The sequence below is a fragment of the Nocardia sp. NPDC004278 genome (assembly GCF_053602975.1).
Genome location: NZ_JBSGEQ010000009.1, coordinates 14,247 through 37,840 on the forward strand (window position 1 = coordinate 14,247; position 23,594 = coordinate 37,840).

Annotated in this window: 21 protein-coding genes; 1 reads left to right on the forward strand and 20 read right to left on the reverse strand. The window is 65.9% G+C overall.

The genetic code is table 11. From position 1 onward, the window contains the following. Positions 1-47: 47 nt before the first annotated feature. From hypE to ACWEO2_RS15985, 18 genes are all read right to left on the reverse strand, one after another. Positions 48-1,133, reverse strand: a complete 1,086-nt coding sequence (gene hypE / locus ACWEO2_RS15900; protein ID WP_452405953.1) for a hydrogenase expression/formation protein HypE — start codon at positions 1,131-1,133, stop codon at positions 48-50. Further along, on the reverse strand, positions 1,126-2,238 hold the full coding sequence (hypD, locus tag ACWEO2_RS15905) for a hydrogenase formation protein HypD (protein WP_452405954.1): 1,113 nt from the start codon (positions 2,236-2,238) through the stop codon (positions 1,126-1,128). Before hypD ends, hypE begins: the two co-directional genes overlap by 8 nt. Beyond that, positions 2,238-2,561: a HypC/HybG/HupF family hydrogenase formation chaperone gene (locus tag ACWEO2_RS15910; protein WP_354956108.1), complete on the reverse strand. Its 324-nt coding sequence runs from the start codon at positions 2,559-2,561 to the stop codon at positions 2,238-2,240. The genes hypD and ACWEO2_RS15910 overlap by 1 nt, the downstream gene beginning before the upstream one ends. Positions 2,562-2,579: 18 nt before the next feature. Then, positions 2,580-4,907 carry a carbamoyltransferase HypF gene (gene hypF, locus ACWEO2_RS15915; protein WP_452405955.1) on the reverse strand — a complete coding sequence of 776 codons (2,328 nt, stop codon included), beginning with the start codon at positions 4,905-4,907 and terminating at the stop codon, positions 2,580-2,582. Continuing rightward, positions 4,904-5,146 carry a HypC/HybG/HupF family hydrogenase formation chaperone gene (locus tag ACWEO2_RS15920; RefSeq protein WP_355180862.1) on the reverse strand — a complete coding sequence of 81 codons (243 nt, stop codon included), beginning with the start codon at positions 5,144-5,146 and terminating at the stop codon, positions 4,904-4,906. Before ACWEO2_RS15920 ends, hypF begins: the two co-directional genes overlap by 4 nt. 3 nt (positions 5,147-5,149) lie before the next feature. Further along, positions 5,150-5,626: a hydrogenase maturation protease gene (locus ACWEO2_RS15925; protein ID WP_452405956.1), complete on the reverse strand. Its 477-nt coding sequence runs from the start codon at positions 5,624-5,626 to the stop codon at positions 5,150-5,152. 79 nt (positions 5,627-5,705) lie between these two features. Beyond that, positions 5,706-5,825: a DUF6893 family small protein gene (locus tag ACWEO2_RS15930; RefSeq protein WP_452405957.1), complete on the reverse strand. Its 120-nt coding sequence runs from the start codon at positions 5,823-5,825 to the stop codon at positions 5,706-5,708. Positions 5,826-5,845: 20 nt separating this feature from the next. Then, the gene (locus ACWEO2_RS15935) at positions 5,846-7,174 is read right to left on the reverse strand and encodes a hypothetical protein (RefSeq protein ID WP_452405958.1); all 1,329 of its coding nucleotides are present in this window, start codon (positions 7,172-7,174) and stop codon (positions 5,846-5,848) included. Continuing rightward, positions 7,161-7,820, reverse strand: a complete 660-nt coding sequence (locus ACWEO2_RS15940; RefSeq protein ID WP_452405959.1) for a DUF6084 family protein — start codon at positions 7,818-7,820, stop codon at positions 7,161-7,163. The genes ACWEO2_RS15935 and ACWEO2_RS15940 overlap by 14 nt, the downstream gene beginning before the upstream one ends. Continuing rightward, the gene (locus ACWEO2_RS15945; RefSeq protein WP_452405960.1) at positions 7,817-8,452 is read right to left on the reverse strand and encodes a DUF5947 family protein; all 636 of its coding nucleotides are present in this window, start codon (positions 8,450-8,452) and stop codon (positions 7,817-7,819) included. Before ACWEO2_RS15945 ends, ACWEO2_RS15940 begins: the two co-directional genes overlap by 4 nt. Then, positions 8,449-9,366 (reverse strand): NifU family protein, encoded by a 918-nt coding sequence (locus tag ACWEO2_RS15950; protein ID WP_452405961.1) that lies wholly within the window; start codon positions 9,364-9,366, stop codon positions 8,449-8,451. The genes ACWEO2_RS15945 and ACWEO2_RS15950 overlap by 4 nt, the downstream gene beginning before the upstream one ends. Before the next feature lie 26 nt (positions 9,367-9,392). Then, the gene (locus ACWEO2_RS15955) at positions 9,393-11,189 is read right to left on the reverse strand and encodes a nickel-dependent hydrogenase large subunit (protein WP_452405962.1); all 1,797 of its coding nucleotides are present in this window, start codon (positions 11,187-11,189) and stop codon (positions 9,393-9,395) included. A 12-nt stretch (positions 11,190-11,201) separates the two neighbouring features. Beyond that, positions 11,202-12,257, reverse strand: coding sequence for an NADH-quinone oxidoreductase subunit B family protein (locus tag ACWEO2_RS15960; protein WP_452405963.1), 1,056 nt, complete (start codon positions 12,255-12,257; stop codon positions 11,202-11,204). 91 nt (positions 12,258-12,348) lie between these two features. Further along, positions 12,349-13,182, reverse strand: coding sequence for a hydrogenase nickel incorporation protein HypB (gene hypB / locus ACWEO2_RS15965; RefSeq protein ID WP_452405964.1), 834 nt, complete (start codon positions 13,180-13,182; stop codon positions 12,349-12,351). Next, positions 13,140-13,514, reverse strand: a complete 375-nt coding sequence (gene hypA / locus ACWEO2_RS15970; RefSeq protein WP_354956088.1) for a hydrogenase maturation nickel metallochaperone HypA — start codon at positions 13,512-13,514, stop codon at positions 13,140-13,142. Before hypA ends, hypB begins: the two co-directional genes overlap by 43 nt. Before the next feature lie 148 nt (positions 13,515-13,662). After that, positions 13,663-15,351, reverse strand: a complete 1,689-nt coding sequence (locus tag ACWEO2_RS15975; RefSeq protein WP_452405965.1) for an enoyl-CoA hydratase-related protein — start codon at positions 15,349-15,351, stop codon at positions 13,663-13,665. Between the two features lie 258 nt (positions 15,352-15,609). Further along, entirely contained in the window at positions 15,610-17,811 is a 2,202-nt protein-coding gene (helR, locus tag ACWEO2_RS15980) for an RNA polymerase recycling motor ATPase HelR (RefSeq protein WP_452405966.1), read from the reverse strand. 38 nt (positions 17,812-17,849) lie between these two features. Next, the gene (locus ACWEO2_RS15985) at positions 17,850-19,085 is read right to left on the reverse strand and encodes a glycosyltransferase (RefSeq protein WP_452405967.1); all 1,236 of its coding nucleotides are present in this window, start codon (positions 19,083-19,085) and stop codon (positions 17,850-17,852) included. A gap of 294 nt (positions 19,086-19,379) precedes the next feature. On the opposite strand from ACWEO2_RS15985, the gene ACWEO2_RS15990 reads away from it, so the two are divergent. Continuing rightward, on the forward strand, positions 19,380-19,676 hold the full coding sequence (locus ACWEO2_RS15990; protein ID WP_354956080.1) for a DUF6968 family protein: 297 nt from the start codon (positions 19,380-19,382) through the stop codon (positions 19,674-19,676). A 60-nt stretch (positions 19,677-19,736) separates the two neighbouring features. Here the strand turns inward: ACWEO2_RS15990 and ACWEO2_RS15995 are convergent, their stop codons facing one another. Beyond that, positions 19,737-20,420 (reverse strand): hypothetical protein, encoded by a 684-nt coding sequence (locus ACWEO2_RS15995; RefSeq protein WP_452405968.1) that lies wholly within the window; start codon positions 20,418-20,420, stop codon positions 19,737-19,739. A gap of 166 nt (positions 20,421-20,586) precedes the next feature. Continuing rightward, the gene (locus tag ACWEO2_RS16000) at positions 20,587-21,534 is read right to left on the reverse strand and encodes a hypothetical protein (protein WP_452405969.1); all 948 of its coding nucleotides are present in this window, start codon (positions 21,532-21,534) and stop codon (positions 20,587-20,589) included. Positions 21,535-23,594 lie beyond the last annotated feature (2,060 nt).

Sequence of the window (23,594 nt, forward strand, 5' to 3'; positions counted from 1 at the left end):
GATGCCAGTACCTCCGCCTTCTCCACTACGGGGAAATTGCCTGTCTTTCAACAGATTCGCGGTAGCTGTTCACCCGCAGGCAAATCGACCACGCGCGTGCCACCCAGTGCTGTCCGGGCGACCACCATGCCGGGATGCTCTTCGACGCAGACTCCGATTGCGACACTGCGGGCGCCGAGTGGATGGTCGCGCATCGCGGCGAGCACCCGATCGGCATCCTGCGGCGGCACGAACGCGACCAACTTGCCCTCATTGGCGACATACATCGGGTCGAGGCCGAGCAGTGCGCAGGCGTCGCGGACCTCCGCAGGTACCGGGATCGTCCGCTCATCCAGTGCGACACCGACTTTCGCGACTCGCGCGATCTCATTCAGGGTGGCCGCCACGCCGCCGCGCGTGGGATCGCGCAGTACGTGCACATCCGCTCCGGTGGCGATCATCGCGGCGACCAGCCCGTTGAGGGGGGCGGTGTCACTGAACACCGTGGTCCCGAATTCGAGTCCTTCGCGGCAGCTCAATACGGCCACACCGTGCAGTCCGATCTCGCCGCTGACGATCACCACATCACCGGGCCGGGCCCGCTCCGGACGAATATCCACGCCGTCGTCGACCACACCGATTCCGGCCGTATTGATGTAGATCCCGTCACCGTGGCCCGCATCGACCACCTTGGTATCGCCGGTCACCAGTTTCACATCGGCGCCCAGTGCGGCGGTGCCCATCGCCGCCGCGATGCGGGCGATATCGACCAGCGCGGTGCCTTCTTCCAGAATGAACGCGGTCGACAGCGCTGCCGGGCGAGCGCCAACCATGGCCAGATCGTTGACCGTGCCGTTGACGGCGAGCTCACCGATCGAGCCGCCCGGAAATACCATGGGTTTCACCACGAATGAATCGGTGGTGAAGGCCAACTTGGTTCCGCCGACGGTGATCACGGCGGAATCTGCGAGCCCGGTCTCGGACGCCGCACCGAATGCGGGCAAGAACAGGTGCTCGATGAGTTCGCCCGACATCGCCCCACCGCCGCCGTGGCCCATCACGATATTCGGTGCATCCCGCAGCGGCATCGGGCAGACCCAGCCGTCCATGTCGATGCCCGGCGGCGTCGCCGACACTTCGGTCTTCTCATGCATGAGCAACCTCCGCGGGCAGGTCGAGCCGCCGGTAGAGGTAGTAGGCCGCGCAGGCGCCCTCCGAGGACACCATCGTGGCGCCCAGCGGGTTTCGCGGCGTGCACTCCTTGCCGAATGCGGCGCATTCGTGCGGTTTGATGAGGCCCTGCAACACCTCGCCGGATCGGCAGATCGAGGATTCCGCGGTACTCATGTGGCCGACTGCGAACCGTTGCTCCGCATCGTAGTCGCGGTAGCGCTCCGAGAGCCGCCAGCCGCTGCGCGGGATGACGCCGATCCCCCGCCAGCCCCGGTCGGTGACCTCGAAAACGTCCTCCAGCATCGCCTTGGCCGCTGGGTTGCCGGCGGCGGCGACGGCACGGGGATAGGCGTTCTCCACCTCGTGACGCCCGGCCTCCAACTGCATCACGGTGCGGCGGATGCCCTCGAGAATGTCGAGCGGCTCGAATCCGGTGACCACCACCGGAACCCGGTACTTCTCCGCCAACGGTGGGTATTCGCCGGTTCCCATCACGGTGCACACGTGCCCCGCAGCGAGGAACGCCTGCACCCGGCAGGTCGGCGATTCCATGATCGCGGCAATGGCCGGCGGTACCAGCACATGGGAGACCAGCAGCGAAAAATTCTGCACGCCGAGTCGTTTCGCCTGATACACGGTCATCGCATTGGCGGGTGCGGTGGTCTCGAAACCGATGCCGAAGAACACCACCTGACGGTCGGGATTCGCCCGCGCCAATTCGAGTGCGTCCAGGGGTGAATAGACCACCCGCACGTCGCCGCCCTCGCTCTTGACGCGGAACAGATCCTTCGTACTGCCGGGAACACGCAACATATCGCCGAAGGAACAGAAGATCACCCCGGGCCGGGCGGCGATCTCGAGTGCCTTATCGATCACATCGAGCGGTGTGACGCACACCGGGCAGCCGGGACCGTGGATCATCTCGATCTGATCGGGCAAAAGCTGGTCGATACCGTGGCGAATGATCGAATGCGTCTGTCCGCCACACACTTCCATAATCGACCAGCGCCTGGTTGTCACCGCCCGGATGCGGTCGAGCAGGATCTTCGCGAGTTCTGGATTGCTGAATTCATCAAGGTATTTCACTATGTCACCTCCGGGTCGGGTTGCTGTTCGGTGGCTTCCGGATTCTCGAGACCGGCCTGCGCCGCGGCGATGGCGAAGCCATCGCCGAACTCCTCCTTCAGCACCCCGAGCCGTTCGAATTCGGACAGCGTCTGCAGCGCCGACTGCTCATCGAGACGCTGGATCGCAAATCCGACGTGGACGACGACATAATCACCCACGGCCGCGTCGGGGATGTATTGCAGGCACACATCCTTGTGGACGCCGCCGAAGTCGACCACCGACATCAACGTGCCATCACGCTCGTGCAGGCTGAGCACCTTTCCCGGGACCGCCAAGCACATGATCGCCTCTCCTTCCGCTCAACCCGCACCGATGGCGAGTAGCTGACCGAACGCGAGACCGCCGTCGTTGGGCGGCAGTCTGCGATGGCTTATGACATGAAATCCGTTCTCCCGCAGCAGTATCCGAGTCCGAGAGAGCAAAAGTGCGTTCTGGAACACCCCACCGGACAGCGCAACCGGCGCCGACGGCGCCGCGAATGCGGTGGCCAGCTCCAGCACCAGGTGGGCGACCGCGGCATGAAAGCGCGCTGCGATCACACCCGCCGGAACACCCTGGCGCACATCGGTGATCACCGCGGCGATCACCGATGCCGCATCGATCGAAGCGATATCGGAGGTCGACTCCGCGGCACCGCGAGACGGGATCGCGAACCGGTAGCGGTCCGTACCGGGATCCACGCCACGCGCGATCGCCTCCAGTTCGATCGCGGCCTGCGCCTCGTAGTCCACCTGGTGGCGCACGCCGACCAGCGAGGACACCGCGTCGAACAATCGCCCCATGCTCGAAGTCGGCACACAGCCGAATCCGGTGTCGAACTGGTGCGTGAGCACCGCGCGTTCGGCGGCGGGGCAGGCCCACACGGCCGGGATGTCCTCGGCCCACTCGATACCCGCGGCCCGCAGGTGCGAAAGCGCCATGCGATACGGTCGGCGCACACTGACGTCGCCACCGGCCAGCGGCACATATCGCAGATGTGCGAGTCGGCGATAGCCCTTGTAGCCCGCGGCGAGGACCTCACCTCCCCAGATCGCACCGTCCGGCCCGAATCCCGTACCGTCGAAGGCTATTCCGAGGACGGCGGCGGCCGGGTCCAGCCCGTGCTCCCCCATCACCGCCGCGATATGAGCGTGATGATGCTGTACCGTCCGCACCGGACGTCCGGCGGCGTGCTGTTCGGCCCAGGCGGTCGACCGGTAGCGCGGATGCGCGTCCGCCGCCAATTGGCCGGGACGCACTCCGGTCAGTTCCTCGAGATGGCGCTCGGCATCGGTGAACGCCCGCAGGGTGGCCAGGTCGTCCATATCGCCGATGTGCTGGCTCAACCAGGCGTAACGTCCGTCTCCGACCGCACAGGTGTTCTTCAGATCGGCACCGACCGCGAGTGTCGGCGGCACTGGCATGGGTAGCGCCAGCGGCAGCGGCGCGTAGCCGCGGGATCGCCGGACGGGCAGCTCATCGCCATCGACCAGCCGCACCACCGAATCGTCGCAGGGCACCAGGATGCGACGGTTGTGCGAGAGCCACCCATCGGCCAGACCCGCGAGCCGCGTCAGCGCGTCGCCATCGTCGTAGCAGATCGGTTCACCACCCAGATTTCCCGATGTCATCACCAGCACCTGGGGGCCGGGCGCGTCGCCGGACAGCCCGAAGAGCAGCAGATGCAGTGGCGTGTAGGCGATCATGACGCCGAGGTCCGGATTGCGCGGTGCCACCGATTCCGCGACAGTCACGAATTCACCAGGTGCACAAGGCATCTCGCCCGATGGAACCCGGTGGCGCGGCAACAGCACAATCGGGCGGGCGGGACCGGTCAACAGCGCGGCGGCCGTCTCGTGCACCTCCACGATCGACCGCGCGGTCCGCAGATCGGACACCATGACGGCAAAAGGCTTGTCCCCGCGCCGCTTTCGGCGACGCAACTCGGCGACGGCGGCCTCGTTCGCCGCATCGCACGCGAGATGGTAGCCACCGATACCCTTGACCGCGAGAATTCCGCCGGAGCGCAATAGATCACGCGCCACTGCCAGGGGATCACCAGCACCCGGACCGGTATAGGACAGGGTCGGACCGCAATCCGGACAGGCGATCGGCTGCGCGTGGAAGCGCCGGTCACCTGGATCGCGGTATTCGCTGGCGCAGCGCTCGCACATCGCGAACTCGGCCATGGAGGTGCGCTCGCGGTCGTAGGGCAGGCTGGCGATGATGGTGAACCGCGGACCGCAGTTGGTGCAGTTGACAAACGGATGGCGGTACCGCCGATTGCCCGGATCGCGCAGCTCGGCCGCACAGTCCGCGCAGATCGCAACATCGGGCGAGGCCAATGTCCGGCTGCCGCCGCGAATGGTGGTGTCGGCGATATGGAAACCGGTCCCGCCGCGCACCGGGATCTCGGTGTGCTCGACGGATTCGATGACCGCGAGCGGTGGCGGCCGGAGGCGAATTCGGCTCACGAATTCGTCCAGATCCGCCGGTCCGCCCTCGATTTCGATGATCACCCCGCGGCTGTCGTTGGACACCCGGCCGGTCAAGGACAATTCGGCGGCGGTGGTGTACACGAAGGGCCGGAACCCGACGCCCTGGACCACACCTCGGACTTCCACCCGCCACCGAATACGTCGGTTCACGGCAGGTCCCCGTGCCCGAGCAGTCGCAGCCCATCCAGCGCCGCGGCCGCCCCCGCTTCGTCGGTCTTCTCCACCGCGAAGCCCATATGGATGATCACCCAGTCGCCGGGGCGCGCCGGATCGTCCTGCAGTATGCCGACATTCACCTTTCTGCGCGCACCCGACACATCCACGAGCGCGATCTGATCGTGGTAGCCGTCGACGATCTCGATTACCCGGCCGGGGATCCCGAGGCACACAGCTCACACCTCCTGTCGATCGAGCAGGTCCGCCACCACGGTGTCGATCGCGGTGATCGCATGGGGTACGGCCGCCTCGACCGAGGCGGTCAATCCGATCCCCTCGGCAACGGATTCGACCTGACAGCCCACCACGATCGTGGGCGGCACGGTGCCGCCGAGCGCCAGGACCGTCTCGAAGACGGCTTCGGGATTCATCGCGTGCCCGTCGAAGTGCGTGCTCGCGCCCTCGGCCAGCTCGATGCGGAATACCTCGATCCGGCCGGGCGCACCCCGATCGGGGATCGCGTCCACGAGCACCAACGCGTCCCATTCGTTGAGCAGGTCGTAGGCCAGATGCATGCCTCGGATGCCGTAATCGACGAAATGCACACCGTTCGCACCGCCGGACGACAGCTGTCGAACCACGGCGGGCCCGAATCCGTCGTCGCCGAGAAAGATATTGCCTACGCCCGCGACCAGTACTTGTGTCGTGCCCATCACCCCTGTCCGTCGGCCGACGACAGCGCGTCACCGGCATTCACCTCGGTCGATACCGGCCGCACAGTCGATACCGGCCTCACATATGGCGAATCCGCAGATACCGCCGGAGGTCCGGTATGGACCGCAGCCCGACGACCGCGCATCCGGCCACGACCACCGCGACGACAACGGTCGCGATCACCCCTACCGTTTCCATATCGACCCTTCCTTTCATCTCTATGAGCCCTCGAGCGGCTCGATCTCGTCGGGAGCGAAATATAGGTAGCGCCCGTACCACTCGTGCAGATCGGCCGCGGGATCGTCTTCGACGACAACCCCGATGTGCACGCCGCCGTCCACGTCCTCGTGTACCAAGGTCACTCGCGCGACCATGCTGTCGTAGAACAGGTCGTGAGCGTCGGCGCGGCGAGACGGACGCAGCACCACCCGACTGCCCTTGCGCACCAGCACGCCCGCCACGACGACGGCATCGGACTCGGGACGTACGGCGTTGTCGGCCAAGGGATCCCACCAGTCGACACCGTCGGGGATCGCGGGCAGCACTCGTGACTGTCGCAGGTCGCGCAGCTCCCCGTGCAGCTCTTGCAGCTGATCCGGAGTCATGCTGTCGCAGCGGTCGATGATCTCCGCGGCCCGCGCATCGGTGGCGCGGGCCTGTTCCTTCTCGTCATCGGTCATGGTCATCACGCGCAGCGCAAGGATCTCGTCGATCTCGGTGGAGTCGAATAGCGGACCCGGACTCTGTTCGGCGACCTGTGGGTGGTCGTAGAGGATGATCGGTGAGATCAGCAGCAGGCTCCGATCGCCGGGCGGCCCGGCCAGCACGGGGAAGCACCGATGGTGCGAGCAGCGCTGCATCGCGGGCGCCGCCTCCGCGGGCGGGTCCAGTAGCGATACGAAGTCGCCACCTTCGATTTCGGCGAGGACATGCGCGCCGATGAACGAACGGGCGATGGCGTCGTCCTTGTCGGAGGCGGGCGAACCCAGATTGCGAACCGCGATTGTCAGTCCCTGGTACCCGTCCGCACGGTGCACTGTCACCGTCAGTTCCCCAACGAGCGGACACCGGGTGCGAACCAGTCGGCCGACGATATTTCCGGCTCCGTCGTCGATCTCCTCGAGGTCGGTACCGCCCTCGACCGCGATCCGGAAAGTGCGGTCGGCCAGGGGAAACGGCCCGAAATCGAGTTCCTGTTCGACGGCCTCGTCCCAGCTGAGCCACGACCGCGAACCGACCCGCAGCTCGGCCACCGACGCACCGAGTTCATCCTCGACGGTGCGCCGCTGCAACTGCAGGAACCGGACGGTGACGCCGATCGTGGCGCCGTCGGCGGCCTCGACAAGACACTGTGCCGACAGCCCCGCTTCCTCACCCAACCCCGATTCCGCCGCATCCACCGGACCGAGCACGCCGAATTGCCAGCGGGACTGGTTCTTTCGGGCATTCGCCCGATAGGGGTAGAGCAGATACCCCTCGTAGAGCACCGAGTCGGCCACCGCGCGCGCTCGGGCACGCGCGGACCGGCCTGCCTCATCCAGCTTCATCGCGCCTCCCGGCGTCGGTGGCCAGCAGTTCACGGACCGCATCGTCGTAGCCGAGCAGGCCACGGCCGGATTTATAGGCCGACAGGTCGTCGAGAGTCTCCCGCGACAGTCGCAACCAACCCGAATTCGGGAAGTACGCGCCCATCAGGTCATGCCATACCGATACCGGCATATTGAATCTGTCGTCGCGATCCCATGGCACCTGCTGGATCGCGAAACCATTGGCGCCCTTGATGAATACGGTGCCGCTGAACAGAAAGATCAGCGGCACCGTGCCCGACCGCAGCGCATGCAGATACTTCGATCCGGCGACCTCGAAGTCGTAGGTAACCGGCAGCGGCAGATCCACCTCGGCGCCGCCGCTGAATCCGGGAACCATGGTGGCGCAGTGCATCCACAGAAATGAGCGCTGGGTCTCGTGCCACCGTTCGCGGGGACCGAACAGATCCACCAGACCCGCGGATTCCTCGTCGGTGTAGGAGCGGCGATTCGGTTCGATGCGCACCTGCGCCCGCAGCGCGATGGCATGGACCGGCTCCTCGGCCAGCGCCGCGATGCCGATCCTGGCGGACAGCGCTGGCGCCGCCGCGTACAACTCCGGCCGGATATCCAGTACGGCGAAGGTGATCGAGTACGCCGGGCTCATCGCGGTCCCCCGGCAACTCGCGCGCGGGCCGACATCGCCGAGAAGAACTCGTCGATATACCGGTGCACATCACGTCCGCCATCGAACCCGCGCCACAGCATTCGCACCCGTCCGACGAATTCGTAGCAGGCATCGATGGGCAGCAATAGGCAGCCCGACGTGGCGCCGCGATCCGGCATCCGAATCAGCAGTGCCTCGGTATCGTCGGCCAGAATATCGATCTCCGGATGCCGTTCCAGGATGGCGCTCCACAGGTCGAGCGGCAGTTCGGATTCGGTGGCACCGGCCGGTCCGGGATAGAACGCGACGGTGCGGCCGAGTGTGGAGTTGCGGAAAAAGAATGCCAAGCCGACCGGAATCTCCAGCGCGTCCCATTCCCCTTGACCGACAGTGACATTCGGGAATACCAGATACCGATCGGGCACCGCGCGGTAGTGCAGCGACGCCGAGCTGTCGGTGAACAGCAGATAGCAGGCGCGGCATACGCACATCAGCTGTCTGCCTTCGATATTCACCACGTGCTGGTGAGTCTCTGCGATCGGGTCCGCGCACATTTCGCACCGTTCCCCGACCGGCGCGGTCGCCGGTCGCGCCGCCGCGAGACGCCGCAGCACCGGGAACGATGGATTCACCCGACCACCTCCGCCGGCAGCGCAACCGACGGCTCACCATCGCGGACCAATACCGGAAGCGGCTCGAGATGACCGTCGCCGTCGATTCGGGCACCGGCGTGCACGACATCGAAGTGTGACCGGCATACCGGGCAGCGCAGCACGGCTTCATCCGATGCGAACCCCATCCGCCGGTGCAGGACCGCCCCGGCCAGCGAATTCCCGCAGGCCGCACAGCAATCGCGATAGACGAACAGCCCGTCACCGATTCGACAGGCGAGCACCGCCACTCCGGCGATGGTGAACCCGCCGACCTCACCGGGACCCAACGTGGCGAGTTCGGGCACGCCGATCCAGCTGCCGACCTGCTGCCCGCGCGGATGTATATGCGTCATCAGCGATTCCGCCGGGAACACGCCGTGGGTCGAATCCGACTGAGCCGCAACCACTTCGATGGAGTCGATCTCCGGCGCCGCCGCTCGCACCGCATCCTCGACGGCCAGCTCGAGCGTCACCGACGAGGATGGGCAGGTGCGGCAGCTCCCGGTGAGCTCCAGCTGGACCACGCCGTCCGCGACGCCGAGCAGGGTGACATCGCCGCCATGCGATCCCAGGTAGGGCCGCACACTGTCCAGTGCGGCCTGCACCCGTGTCACGACATCGTGCGGATGGAGTCCGTGCACGAGCAGCAGACTCGCGATCAGCTCGTCGTCGGCCAGTCGTTCGATCGCATCGTCGTCGAGCAGCCGCAGGATCCGTTGCAGCCCAGCGCCGTACAGGTCGACGACCTCCCGGACCAGTTGCTCGGCGCGTTCCCGGGCGGCGGCGCCGCCGGCCGAGGTGGCGTCGAGCAACGTGTCGATCCGATCGCCAGCGCTGCGCCAGCGATCCTCGTCGACGGCCGGGTCGTCCCGGACTTCGGAGCGGTCGTTCACAGTGCGTGCCTCCGGTTCGACTCGGGTTACTCCGGCGTGAATGTCTGGGTCGGGGAATGCAGCTTTTGCAGCGTCTTTCCATTGCCCAGATACATGTGCACGCCGCATGGCAGGCACGGATCGAAACTGCGCACGGTGCGCATGATGTCGATGCCCTTGAAGTTCTCCCGGTCGTTCTCTTCGAAGATCGGCTGACCCTGCACCGCATCCTCGTACGGGCCCGGCGTGCCGAAACTATCGCGCGGGCTGGCATTCCACGGCGTCGGCGGATAGGGGTGGTAATTGGCGATCTTGCCGTCCCTGATCACCATGTGGTGGGACAGCACACCGCGCACGGCCTCGGTGAACCCGCAGCCGATCCCCTCGTCCGGAACCTCGAACGATTCCCAGGTCTTGGTGCGACCCGCCCTGATCTCCGCGAGGGCCTGCTCCGCGAAATGCACGGCGCACGCCGCGGCATAGGCCTGGAAGTAGGTGCGCGCCCGGTTGCGTTCGATCGTATTGCTGCCGAATGCCGGAATCTTCCACTCCAATTCGACCGGACCCTTGAGCGCCGTTTTCGGCAGGTTGATCTGCACACTGTGGCCGGTGGATTTCACGTAGCCGATATCGACCAACCCGGCAAGCGCGGTGGTCCACAGCCTGGCCAGCGGTCCGCCACCGGTATCGAGTGCCAGATGGTCCTTGCCGTCGAACCAGCGCGGCGACATCACCCAGCTGTACTTGTCCTCCAGATCGCGCTTCTGCGGCCTCGGGTTGGTGTGCTGATTCCATGGATGACGCCGGTCCACCGGATTGCCCAGCGGGTCGTTCTTGACGAACATCTCCTGATCGGTCCAGTCCTCGTAATACGAACTGCCCAACAGGATTCGCAGACCCAGATTGATATCGATCAGGGAGGTGGTGAGCAGCTTTCCGTCGATCACTACACCCGGGCTCACGAACATTTTCCGGCCCCACTGCTCCATATCCTTATAGGAGAAGTTACAGAACTCCGGATCCTGGAACGAGCCCCAGCAGCCGAGCATGGTGCGGCGCAGCCCCACCTGGTCGTACCCGGGTAGCGCCTCGTAGAAGAAGTCGAACAGATCGTCGTGCATCGGCACGACCTTCTTCATGAACTCGACGTAGCGCATCAGCCGGGACATGTAGTCGGTCATCAACTGGATCGTCGCCGTCGTACCGACACCGCCGGGGTACAGCGTGGACGGATGCACATGTCTGCCCTCCATCAGGCAGAACATCTCGCGGGTATAGCGGCTGACCTGCAGGGCCTCCCGATAGAACTCACCGGTGAACGGATTGAGCGCCCGCATGATGTCGGCGATGGTGCGATATCCGTGGTCCTGCGCGTGCGGCGCCTCCGTGCGCTCCGCCTTCGTCAACACCCCAGGGTTGGTCTCGGAAACCATCTTCTCGCAGAAATCCACACCGACCAGGTTCTCCTGGAAGATATTGTGGTCGAACATATATTCGGCGGCCTCACCCATGTTGACGATCCACTCGCCGAGGTTCGGCGGCTTGACGCCGTAGGCCATGTTCTGCGTGTAGCACGAACACGTGGCGTGATTGTCACCGCAGATGCCACAGATTCGGCTGGTGATGAAGTGGGCGTCGCGAGGGTCCTTGCCGCGCATGAAGATCGAATAGCCGCGGAAGATCGACGACGTGCTGTGGCACTCGACCACCTCGCGATTCTCGAAGTCGATCTTGGTGTAGATGCCCAGACTGCCCACGATTCGGGTGATCGGATCCCACGCCATCTCGACGAGGGCGTTCGGATCGATCTTGCGATGTGAGGGCTGCGGGATGATCTCGGTCATCGTAAGGTCCTCCTACCAGGTCCGAGTCGCGCCGGATACCAGCTTGTCGCCCTTGTGCCGCCAGCCCGGCTCCTTGTCGACCGTGCGAGCGGTCATGTGGCGCAAGCTGCGTATGACGGAGCCGTACAGCCCCGAAGCGGCGGACGACAATTTGCCGCCGGGCGGTTCGTCCATGAACGGCATGAACTTGTCCGGGAATCCGGGCATTGTGCAGCCGATGCAGATACCGCCCACATTCGGGCAGCCGCCCACGCCGTTCAGCCAACCTCGCTTGGGCACATTGCATTTCACGACCGGACCCCAGCAACCCAATTTCACGATGCACTTCGGCGATCCGTATTCGGTGGCGAAATCGCCCTGCTCGTAATAGCCCGCGCGGTCGCAACCCTCGTGGACGGTCGCGCCGAACAACCACTTGGGCCGCAGCGACTCGTCCAGCGGGATCATCGGCGCCTGACCGGTCGCCATATAGAGCAGATAGGTCAACGTCTCCGACAAATTGTCCGGTTGAATCGGGCAGCCCGGTACACAGACGATCGGGATCCCGGCCTTGCTCTTCCACTCCCAGCCGAGATAGTCGGGCACACCCATCGCGCCGGTCGGGTTGCCGGCCATGGCGTGGATGCCACCGTAGGTGGCGCAGGTCCCCGCGGCTACGACTGCGGTGGCCTTCGGAGCCAGGCGGTCGATCCATTCGCTGGTCGTCATCGGCTGGTTCGTATCGGGGTTATTACCGAACCCGCACCAGTAGCCCTCGGTGTGGAGTCGCTCATTCGGGATCGACCCCTCGACGACCAGGACGAACGGTTCGATTTCGCCGCGATCGGCCTTGAAGAACCACTCGAGGAAGTCATCGGCGCCCCCGGTCGGGCCGCATTCGTAATCGATCAGTGGCCAATGGACGGCAACTTTCGGCAGCCCCGGAAGTGCTCCGAGTGCGATCTCCTCGACGCTGGGTTGGGTGGCGGCAGTCAGCGCCACTGAATCACCGTCACAACTTAGGCCGGCGTTGATCCAGAGAACATGGATCAACGTATCTTCGGCTTTGACTGCTTCCTGAGTCGGCATTGTCAGCCACCCTTCTGAAGCGAATTACACGTGGTCGTGTCCTTTGGTTCGACCAAGAACCGACCGCTAATGTGATTCCGATCACGTCAGTCTAGGCTTGACGCACAGTGCCCTCAATAGGGCTTGACACGGTCCGGCGGCGTTCGGAAAGCCATTCGTACCATCGCGAAACGCCTTCGCCCGTGGCCGCCGAGAGCGTTATGAATTCGATCTCCGGATTGACTCGATGCGCATATTCTCGGCACTCGTCGAGATCGAAGTCGACGAACGGCAGCAGGTCGATCTTGTTGACGATCACCAGGCTCGCGGCGGCGAACATGTGCGGATACTTCAGCGGCTTATCGGAACCCTCGGTCACCGAGATAACCACCACTTTGCCGTGCTCACCGAGGTCGAACAAGGCCGGACAGACCAGATTTCCGACATTCTCGACGAACAACACCGTTCCCGGCGCCGGGTCGAGGACATCGAGCGCGTGCCGCACCATCTCCGCGTCCAGATGACAACCGGCGCCGGTGTTGATCTGCACGGCACGGCAACCGGCCGCGGCAATCCGCTCGGCATCCAGCAATGTCTCCTGATCGCCCTCGATCACCGCCATCGGCAGCTCGCGCAGCTCTGTGACCGTGCGCACCAGCAGCGTGGTCTTGCCAGCCCCTGGCGAGCTCGTCATGTTGAGCGCCAAGATGTCGCGCTCCCGGAGGCGTATTCGATTCTGCTGTGCGAGTTGGTCGTTCTTGGCGAGCACCTTCTGTTCGAGGGTCACCGTGTCGGTGACCGGGAGATGTACATGATCCCCGCCGTGTTCAACGTCGTGCACGTGCTCGTGCACGTGTTCGTCTCCGTGCGGGTGCTGATGCGGATGCTCATGCGGGATAGTGATCACGCCGGCCGAATGTTCGTCGCATCCGCAGGTTGCGCACATGCGTCACTCACCTCCATGGATCGTATTCGTAGTTCCATTCCGGACTTGATCTCGACATCGGAACTGCCGCATGCGCACAACAAGATCAGATCCGGCAGCGTGAAATCGGCACCGCAGGCCCGGCAATGCGCACTGCCCGGAACGGTGCGGATATCGAGACGTGCCCCCTCGGCGAGGGTCCCCTCGGCTGCCAGTTCGAAACAAAACTGCATCGCGTCGGGCACGACGGCGCACAATGCACCGACCTCGACGGTGACACTGTGCACCATTCGGCCCGCCGCATGCTCACTCACCACATCGATGACACTCTGGGTTATCGCCATCTCATGCATCGCGGCTCATCTCTCGTCGAGAAGAACTATTCCGAGGCTACTCCGAAGCAAATCGATATTGCGGTGGAAATCGACGAAACTGCAGTAGACCAGGACGATATTGTCGGCCCTTGGGCAACCCGGCAGCATCCAATGCCGATCCCGGGCGTCAGACCTCACGCGGCACCCGGACCGGAGCGGGTTGCGGGATTTTGCGGAGGAAGGCATGGCGCCGGGCCGCGAATCCGTAGCGGTCGCCGAAGAGATCGGCCGACATCTGCGCCAGTTCCTCGGTCAGGATCGCCTCGATTCGGCCGGGCGGCAGATCGGCTTTCAACCTGGCCCATTTGGCCTGCATGGCGGCAGCCCGCACGGCGGGACGGCAGTACTCCCGGGCGAGGTCGTCGAGCCAGCAATCGAATTCGCGGTCCGGACCGACACGATCGATGAGATTCGAACGGTGCGCCTCGACGGCATCGAGGCTCGGACAATCGGTGAGCAGCTCACGGGCACGATCAGGCCCGACCCGATGGGGCAGGGTAAAGGTATGCAGCTCGGAACCGGTGAGCCCGAGCGTCGCGTAGTGCGGATTCAGCAAGACGCGCTGCCGGGCCACGACGATATCGGCGGCCAGGGCGAGCATCACCCCACCGGCACCTGCCGAGCCGGTGAGTGCGGCAATGGTGACCTGCGAGGTGCTCTCCAGCAACGCACGGCATACGGCATTGATCGCGGTGATATTCGCCCAGCCCTCGCGGGCCGGTTCGACCGCATGTTCGATGGCTCCCAGATGGATCCCGTTGCACCAGTGCGGGTTGTCGGTCCCGCGCAGTATGAGCACGTCGGTGCCTTCCCGTCCCGCGTGCCGGATCGCGTCGGCGAGACGCAGGCAGAAAACGGTGTCGAATGCGCCGTTGTAGGCATCGATGGTGATGGTCGCAATCGGGCTGCCACCTTCGCGGTGGTATTGGATGTCACCGACGGTGGCCGCGATGTTTCGCGGAACGGTCAGGATCGGGTAGCCCATCCGCTGCAGCACATTGGTCGCGGGGCCTTTGCAGCCGTCCGAAGCGGTTTTCGCACGGAGGTGGCCGATCCAGAGTGTGTCCGTGCCGCAAGCTATTTCGATGCGGTGGTGCGCGCGACCGACGATAGTTCCTGGCTCGCCGATGTGGCCGAGGCGTTTCCCGGGATGGGCGTCGTACACGCGAACGGGATGGGTGTGCAGCGTGGTGAGAACGCCCGGGGAGCCGTCCGCGGCGTTGATCCGGCGCGCGATCGTATGGGCGTCATCGGCCCAGTCGATGGCCCGGTCGGATTGCCGCATTGCCGGTCTGGGGCGTGCGTCGCGAATTTCTCGCGGCGCGTCCGCTTGATCGACCGGCACATATCGGGGATCGGATGCCTTATCGGCGGCTTCGAGAATGCATTCCACCGCAGCATCGGCGACGACAGTGTTATACAGGGCGCTCTTGGTATGGCCGCCGGGCAGTGGGAACGTGCGAAATGCCCAGACCGGGCCCGCGTCCAGCTCAGCAACGGCGGTGAGCGCCGTAACACCCCACCTCGGTTCGGCATTCGTTATCGCCCAATCCAGTGAGTGCGGACCACGGTCGCCGACCGGACCGGGATGGATGGTCAGAGTTGTCCAGCGACTGGTGATGTGCTCGGGGACGGCAGATTTCAGATATGGGCAGATGATGAGATCGAAATCCGCGCGAGCGACCGCGGCATCCATCTCACCGGTACCGGCGACAACTTCGGTTCGCACCACCCGTCCCGCCCTGCGCAGCGCGGCGGCCGCGCGCCGGGTAAGCCCGTTCTCGGCGCTGCTGAGCAGCAAAACCCGCTGAGACATTGCGTGAGCCCTCCTGCACAGCCTCTGGTACACGACGATCCATAGTGGTGACGAGACGGCTTGCAAAACCCATGCGGATCGGGACTGTACTCGTTATCGATCGCTCCCCCGCACCGACACGCACACCCGATGCCGCCCGCAACGCAACGAACACGGCTCCCGCACTCGTCAACACGAACACCGGAGAAAAGGGCCGCCGAGCGCCATGCTGGCGGTCCTCTATCTCTCCAGTTCAGCGGGGCAGCCGTGCGCGAATCGCTACGTCGACCGCTGGGTTACGGCCTGACTGGGTGTTCGGTATTCGGCGAGTCCGGTCAAGGCCTGCGGTAGCGGGCCTCGATGGAGGACGCCGAGGCGTTGGGTGGCGCGGGTGAGGGCGACGTAGAGTTCGGCCGCGCCGCGTGGGCCGTCGGCGAGGATTCGTTCCGGTTCGACGACGAGGACGGCATCGAACTCGAGGCCCTTGGTCTCCGATGCCGTTACCGTGCCGGGCACACCGGGTGGTCCGATCACGACGCTGGTGCCTTCGTGACCGGCTTCGTCCCGTACGAATTCCGCTATGGCAGTGGACAGTTCGTTCTCGGTGACCTGCCTGGACCAGGGCTGGACGCCGCAGGCGCGGACCGATTCCGGTGGCTGGACCCCGGGTGCGAACTCGGCGAGCAGCGCGGCGGCGACGGTCATGATCTCCGCCGGAGTGCGGTAATTCACCGACAGCGACCGGTAGACCCAGCGTCCGGGTACGTACGGCTCGAGCATGGTGTCCCACGAAGTCGCGCCAGCCACCGACCGGCGCTGGGCGAGATCCCCAACCGCTGTGCAGGATCGGTTCGGGCAGCGCCGCATCAGCACCCGCCAGTCCATTTCGGATAGTTCCTGGGCCTCGTCGACCACCACGTGCCGGTAGGTCCAATCCCGGTCTGTAGCAGCGCGTTCGACGAGTTCACGGGTGTCGCGTTCGAGGAAGCGATCGGCCAGATCCTCGGCGTAGAGCAGGTCCTGGGCGAACAGATGGTCCTCATCGTCCATGTGGTCCTCGCGGCTGATCATGAGATCCAGCACCCCGGCTGCGTACTCGGCCTGGGCCTGCTGTTCCCGCTCGGCGGTCCGGTCGGCCGGTTTGTCGGGGCCGAGCAGGTCGAACAGTTCATCGAGCAGCGGCACGTCCGATACCGTCCAGGCGGCGCCATCGGCACGCAACAGCGCCCCGTCGGCGCCCGCCGCTCGCAACCGCTCGGGCGACGAAAATAGCTGTGCCAATAGGGTTTCCGGCGTCAGTATCGGCCAGAGTGCGTCGAGCGCGGCGGTGAACATCGCGCTGTCGGCGAGCTCTGTGAGCAGGTCCGCCCGCAGTTGTTCCCATGCCTCGCGGTCCGAGCGGGTCAGCCAGCCCTTGCCGATCCGGGCTATCGCCCGTTCGGTGAGCACGTAGGTGATGATCTCGCGGAACACCGTGCGGGCCGCATTGTGCGGCAGCCCGCTGGCACGCGCCTCCTCCCTGGCCCACTGCGCGGTCTCGGCGTCGATACGCATCGTGACATCCGCCATTTCGATCGGCAGCGGATGTTCCGGCAGGCGCTGCCGATCGGCGATCGCCGCCGCGAGCACATCCAGGATCTTCAGCGAGCCCTTGAGCCGCGCGGCCTCCGCGGTGTCCTCGGCGGTGACACGCAGACCGGGCACGAGGTCGCCGGTGGTCATGAACACCACATTGGACTCGCCCAGCGACGGCAGCACGCGGCCGATGTGGTTCAGGAACGCCGGATTGGGCCCGACCACGAGCACACCGTGGCGTTCCATCCGCTCGCGCTGGGTGTAGAGCAGGTACGCGACGCGGTGCAGCGCAACCACGGTCTTCCCGGTGCCCGGACCACCCTCGATGACCAGCACCCCCGGGTGATCGAGCCGGATGATCCGGTCCTGTTCGGCCTGGATCGTCGCCACGATGTCGCGCATCCCCGCACCGCGCGGTGCGTTGACCGCCGCGAGCAGGGCCGCGTCCCCGCGCTCGGCACCACCGGGGCGGCCGAGCACCTCGTCGGTGAAATCGACCAGGCGCCGCCCGCGGGTGTGGAACTGGCGGCGTCGACGCATGTTCTCCGGGCTCGCGGCGGTGGCGATGTAGAACGCGCGCGACGCTGGCGCCCGCCAATCGAGCAGCAGCGGTTCGTACTCGTTCTCCTCGTCGTAGAGCCCGATCCGGCCGATGTAGGAGTGTTCGCCCGACACGCTGTCCAACCGGCCGAAACACAACCCGTTGTCGGCCACGTCCAGCCGCTTCACCTCCTTGGCCAGCGCGCGCACCTCGGCATCGCGTTCGACGAGCGCCCCGCCGTTTCCGCGCAACGCCGCGCGGTACCGGCCCTTCGCCCGCGCGCGCTCGGCATCGAGCCGCGTGTAGAGCTCGGCCACATAGCTGCGCTCGGACCGCAATTCGTCTTGGTATCCCTGAGTTGGCACGTGCCCTCCCTTTCCCTGGCTCGACAATGGCGTGTGATTCATGCGGACACGGGCGGCCTTTCTCGGGCGGCCGCGTCGACCAGCAGCTGCGCGGCCACCGTCGCGCCGTCGGTGCGGATCGTGCTGGCCACGGTGGCCGCTCGTGCGCGGGTCTCGGTGGTGAGGGCCGTCGCGAGCGCGGCCGACAGGGACTCGGTGGTCGGCGTCGGACCGTCGTGTGCCACACCGATGCCGAGGTCGGCCACCCGACGCGCCCAGTACGGCTGGTCCACCAGCTGAGGCACCACCACCTGAGGCGCGCCCGCGCGGGTGGCCGTTGTCGTGGTGCCCGCACCGCCGTGGTGCACGACGGCGGCCACCCGGCCGAACAGCGCCTGCTGGTTGACCTCGCCGACGACGAAGCAGTCGTCCTGATCGTCGATCCGGGCCAGGTCGGCCCAGCCGCGGGAGATGAGTACCCGGCGGCCCTGTGCGCGGACCGCCTCGATGACCACCCGGGCGATGTCATTCGCGGCTTGCATGGGCATGCTGCCGAAGCCCACGTAGACCGGTGGTGTGCCCGCATCCAGGAAGGCCACCAATTCGGCCGGGAGCGGGCGCTCATCCGGCACGATCCAGGCACCGGTCTGCACCACCTCCAGGTCCGAGGTCTGCTGCCACGGGCCGAGGGCCGGATCCGTCGCCAGCCACGGATGGTCGGTGCAGACGTGATCGCGGACATTGTCCACCGGTGGCAGGCCGATCGAGTCCCGGTGGGCGTTGACCACCGGGCCGAACAGCTCGTTCATGTGCTGGGCGTTCAGGTCCCACAGCACCCGGTTGTCGGTGACATCCGGCGGCAATGGCCGACCCGGCCACTGGTGCGGTGGGTGGTGCGGCGAGGGCAGCATGGTCGCGAAGAAGCTCACATACACAAAGTGGATGTCCAGTTTCTCCGCCACGGCCCGCGCGGCGGCCACGGCCGGGAACAGCCCGGTCGCCACCACCGCAGCACATCCCTCGGCCGCCGCGGCGAGCGCATCGAACTGCGCGGCGACCAACTCGGCCGCCCGCTGCGGCAGGTCCGCGGGTTCCCATTTCTTCGGCCCGCTCGCTACCTCGCGCATCGACGGGCCGCTCGGCACCATGGGCACACCGACCTCGGCCAACCGCTCCGCGAAGTCCGGCGGCGCGCACACCCGCACCTGCGCACCGAGTGCCCGCAACCGCATCGCGAGTGCCACCATCGGTTCGACGTCCCCGCGCGACCCATACGTCGACAACAACACACGCATTCGGTACTCCCATTTCCGCCGGTTCTGGACTCGGCCAGCGATTCTGCGGCATGACCCGGGTCTTGCCGCAAGCCCCGGGGTGCGCTATATGTTGGTAACGGAAGGGAGTCGGTAAGCTCCTTCCGCTTGATCGTCCGCAGTGCACGGGCAATCTCCCCGCAAAACCACATGGGCGTTGGGCGCAGACCTGCCACCGGCCGGGTAGCGGCGAGGTAGCGCGGCCGGGACACGCCGAGATCTCGAACACGCCGATGCGCAGAAGGCGAAACCCAACACAGGCCATACGATTTCGCTATGACCACTGGGGTTGGGAAAGTGCTGGTTACCAGGAAGATTCAGCGACGCGGCCGATCGGTGCTGGTTACCGTCGGTGCGCCACAGCCATTTTCATCGACCGATTCCAGCTACGTATGCCGACTACGTATCGAGGGGTTGCAGCCCGGACCGATGATGATCAGAGCTACCGGCAACCAGCCGGTGCAGGCGTTGCTGTCCGGATTGGGAGAAGTCAGCTCGAGGCTGTCGGTCACCCTCCCCGATTTCCTATCCGATGCCCACATCGGTGGTGACCTCACACCACTTCGCGCCTAGTACGAGGAGCCCTCGGGGCCCCGGCGCGGAGCCGGGGCCTCTCGCACGACCGGCCGGTCGCTATCGCGGTGGATGGCGCACCTTCGGGCATGTTTTGCCCGCGAGGTGACATTTCTCCTCGAAGCCCTCGGGCAGCCAGGCGCCGGACAGCAATGTCGGGTGGTGCGGGAAGTGTCCATGTGCCGCAATGGTGAATACGAGTGCGGCCCACGGGCATTGCACCTGCACCGTGGCCGGGGTGCCGTCATCGAGGACATACTTGAAGCCGACGCGGTCAGGTCCGAGCAGATCCACCTGATCCAAGCCCGACCAGTACATCGACCAGGACTGCTGCGGGTTGATGAAATACATCCGCTGATCGGAAATGACCACTGTGGCGGGCGGATCCGCGACCCACCGCGGTTGCATGGCCTGCTCGGCTCGGCGTCGTCGCGCATGATTGAGCGCGGCGTTGCCGAGATGTGCCGCGGCCATGAAGCCCAGTGACCCGGTGGCGGCGATCCGGTTGCGATCCCAGCTGCCGTCGCCGATGGCGCGCCATTCCCACCACACCGCGGGTCCCTCGGCCAGCGGCAGCTCACCTCGTTCCAACCTGATTCGGGTCGGCCGCGGCGGCAACTCCTGCAACCGTCCGGTTCTCAGCAGCTGCACTACCCCGCACGTGTACAGCAGGTGGTCGTCGAACCACGACCAGCCCACCTGCTGGGCGAGAAACCGATTGATGTCCTCATCGGGGTCGTACATGCGGTTGGCTCCCGGAACTGTGCACCTGTCACATGGATTCGGGGTCCGGCAGGATCTCGGCGACCGCATCGACCACTCGATCGCGTTCGGCCGAGGGCTCACCGATTTCCACCCGAATCCGCCGCACCAGGATCTCACGCGGCGGTAGGGCAGGGCATCGACACGGTTATGCCGAAAGATCGGTGGTCTCGGCTCCCGCCATCTTCACCAGCATGTCGTGCAATGCCTTCGCCAACTTCCCCGCACGATCGCCGTAGAGTGCGACCTCGGTGAACGCATCGACCAATGCCGGTCCCGGATCCAATGGGCTGTAAGCGAGATCGGCACCGCCACGTAGGGATTCGGTGACCAACCTGCGCTGCGCTTCCTGACGCGCACGAAAGTCACCCGCGACTTCGAGGGCACAACCGAATTCGCGAACAACCGCCGCGTACACCGGCCGGTCGGCAGTGCGCCGTCTGCGCAGCCACCTTCGCGGCGGCGCATTGCCGGACGGCGGAACCAGCGTCGCCAAGGTGGGTCCATGCAGAACCATCCAGATCGCCCGGGACTCCGACCGCGGCGTCTCCGACGAGCCCCCGCGCACCGCACCCACGCCATCGTCCGGATCGGTGATCGCAATGCCCCGCAATGCAATCGGATACTTTCCGAGCATGTCATCGATGGCCGCCGCGATCTCCCGCACCGCGTAGATATCGACCCGCGCCGCATGGAATCCAGTGATCTCCAACTCATGCCGAGCCGCCATCTCCACCGCAATCTGGTGCGCCGGAGGCTCGGTCACGGCATAATTCCGCGGACGCACCGCCACCTCGGCCGCCGACTCCTGCCTCCACCCCGCAGACTCCCGACTGTCTAGCTGCGGATGCGGCACACCCGCGGCCGAGTCGAAGGACTGCGACCGATACGCCGCCAGCCGCGCGCTATCGGGATCCGGACCTACCGGTCCGGCAATGTCGCCCCCTGTCCCGATCACACTGGCTTCCGCTGCGGGTTCGAAGAACTGCGGCGGCAGCGCCTCTCGCGATGTGCGGTCCGTGTCCGGACCGATCGTCTCCGGTCCCGACGCTTGAACCTGCGGACGAACCACCCCTGGTCCCCCGATATCGCCCATCGGACGAACCACGCCCGGTCCAGCAACGTCGCCACTCGCGATCGCAGTGGGTTCGGCAGCGGCGTCATGAGACCACGACGGCAGCGCCTCTAGCCCTGCGCTGTCAGGGTCCAGCCCGCCTGCCGCAAGCCCCGGTCCAGCAACGAGCGAACGATCCAACCCCGGTCCCGCGACATCGCCCGGCGCACGACCAGCGGCCGGTCCAGTAGTGTCGCCGCCCGTCCGGACCGCATTGGACTCCGGGTCAAGTGACCGCGCCATTCGGCGTGCGCTGCCGGGACCCGAACCGACAACCCCTGGTCCTGGTATATCGGCATGCGGACGAACCGATCCCGGTTCTGTGACATCACCCGGTGGAGGAGCCTCGGCTGGCCCGGCAGCGGCACCACCTGCGCCGATCACGGTGGATTCCGCGGCGGGAGTGAGGGACTCCGATCGCGGTGCCTCCTGCTCTGCACCGTCAGCAGCCCGCCGGACCGCCGTTGGAGTCGGTACATCAACCAGCGGGCGAGCCACGTCTGGTGCCGCTGCATCGCCTACCGGACGAACCGCTGCCGGTCCGGCGGCATTGCCACCCGGACTGGGTTCTGGTGTGGGGGTGAGGGATTGCGCGCCTTGCCGCGTGCTGTCAGGGTCCGGATCGACCGCGTTTGGTCCCGGTCCATCGACCTGCGGACGAACCGACTCTGGTTCTGCAACATCACCCGGCGGACGAACCTCAGCCGGTCCAGTAGCGTCGCCACCCGTGTCGATCGCAGTGGGTTCTGGAACCGAGGGCAGAGACTGCGAGCGCTGGGCCGCTAGCCGTGCGCTGTCGAGGTCTGGACCTAACGACTCGGAGCCCGCCTGCCGACGGGCTCCCCTTGGTCCCGCGACATCGTGCAGCGGACGAATCGCCGCTGGTCCAGTAGCGTCGCCACCCATGCCACCCACAGTGGGTTCCATAGCGGGGGGCGGGCATTGGGACTGGACCACCTCTCGCCGTGCACTCTCGGGGTCCCGGCGGACAGCGGCAGATCCTCGTGCATCGACCTGTGAACGAACCGAACCTGGCCCCGTCACATCGCCCGGCGGACGCATCGCTGCGGATTCCGTGACATCGCCCGTCGAAAGGCCCGCCTCTGATTCCGTGACATCGCCCGTCGAAAGGCCCGCCTCTGATTCCGTGACATCGCCCGTCGAAAGGCCCGCCTCTGATTCCGTGAGATCGCCCGTCGAAAGGCCCGCCTCTGATTCCGTGAGATCGCCCGTCGAAAGGCCCGCCTCTGATTCCGTGACATCGTTGAGCGGGCGAGCCGTTGCTGGCTCAGTGACGTCGACACTCGTGCGGACGACGTTGGGATCCGCAGCGGGAGTGTGGGACTGCGGTCGGAAGGGTTCTCGCGGTTTGCTGTCGGGGGTCGGCGGGATCGCCTCGGGTTCCGGTACATCAGCCTGTGGACGAACCGATTCCGGTCCGGTGACATTGTCCGGCGGGCGAGTTGCTGCCGGTCCCGGGGTATTGCCGAGCGGCACAGCTGGTTCGGGAGCTTCGCTACCTGCGCCGACCGTAGTGGGCTCGGCAGCGGGGGTGCGGGAATCTGGCCGCAGCACCTGTCGGGGGTCCGGACCGAACGACTCGGGGACCGGCAAGTCGACCTGTGGGAGAACCGACCGTGGTCCCGCGATATCGTGCAGCCGACGAGCCGCTGCTGGGTGCGAGACCGGCGGATGAGCCACTGCTGATTCCGCCACATCGCCTACCGGGCGAACCAATGCCGGACCCACGACATCGCCCAACGGGCGGGTTGCCGCGGGTTCCGCTGTGTCACTACGCGCGGGGACCGCCGTAGGCTCGGCAGCGGGGTTCGGGGACTGTGATCGCAGCGGCTGGCGCGGTGCGGGGTCGGGGTTCGAACCGAACGACTTCGGGCCCGATACGTCGATCTGTGGATGTACCAACCCTGGTTCCGCAACATCGTCCATCGGACGACTCGCCAAGGGGCCCTGAATATCGGCGAGCGGAGGAACTGCTGCTCGTCCAGAGTTCTGCGGAGGAGCCGCTGCCGATCCCGCGCCCG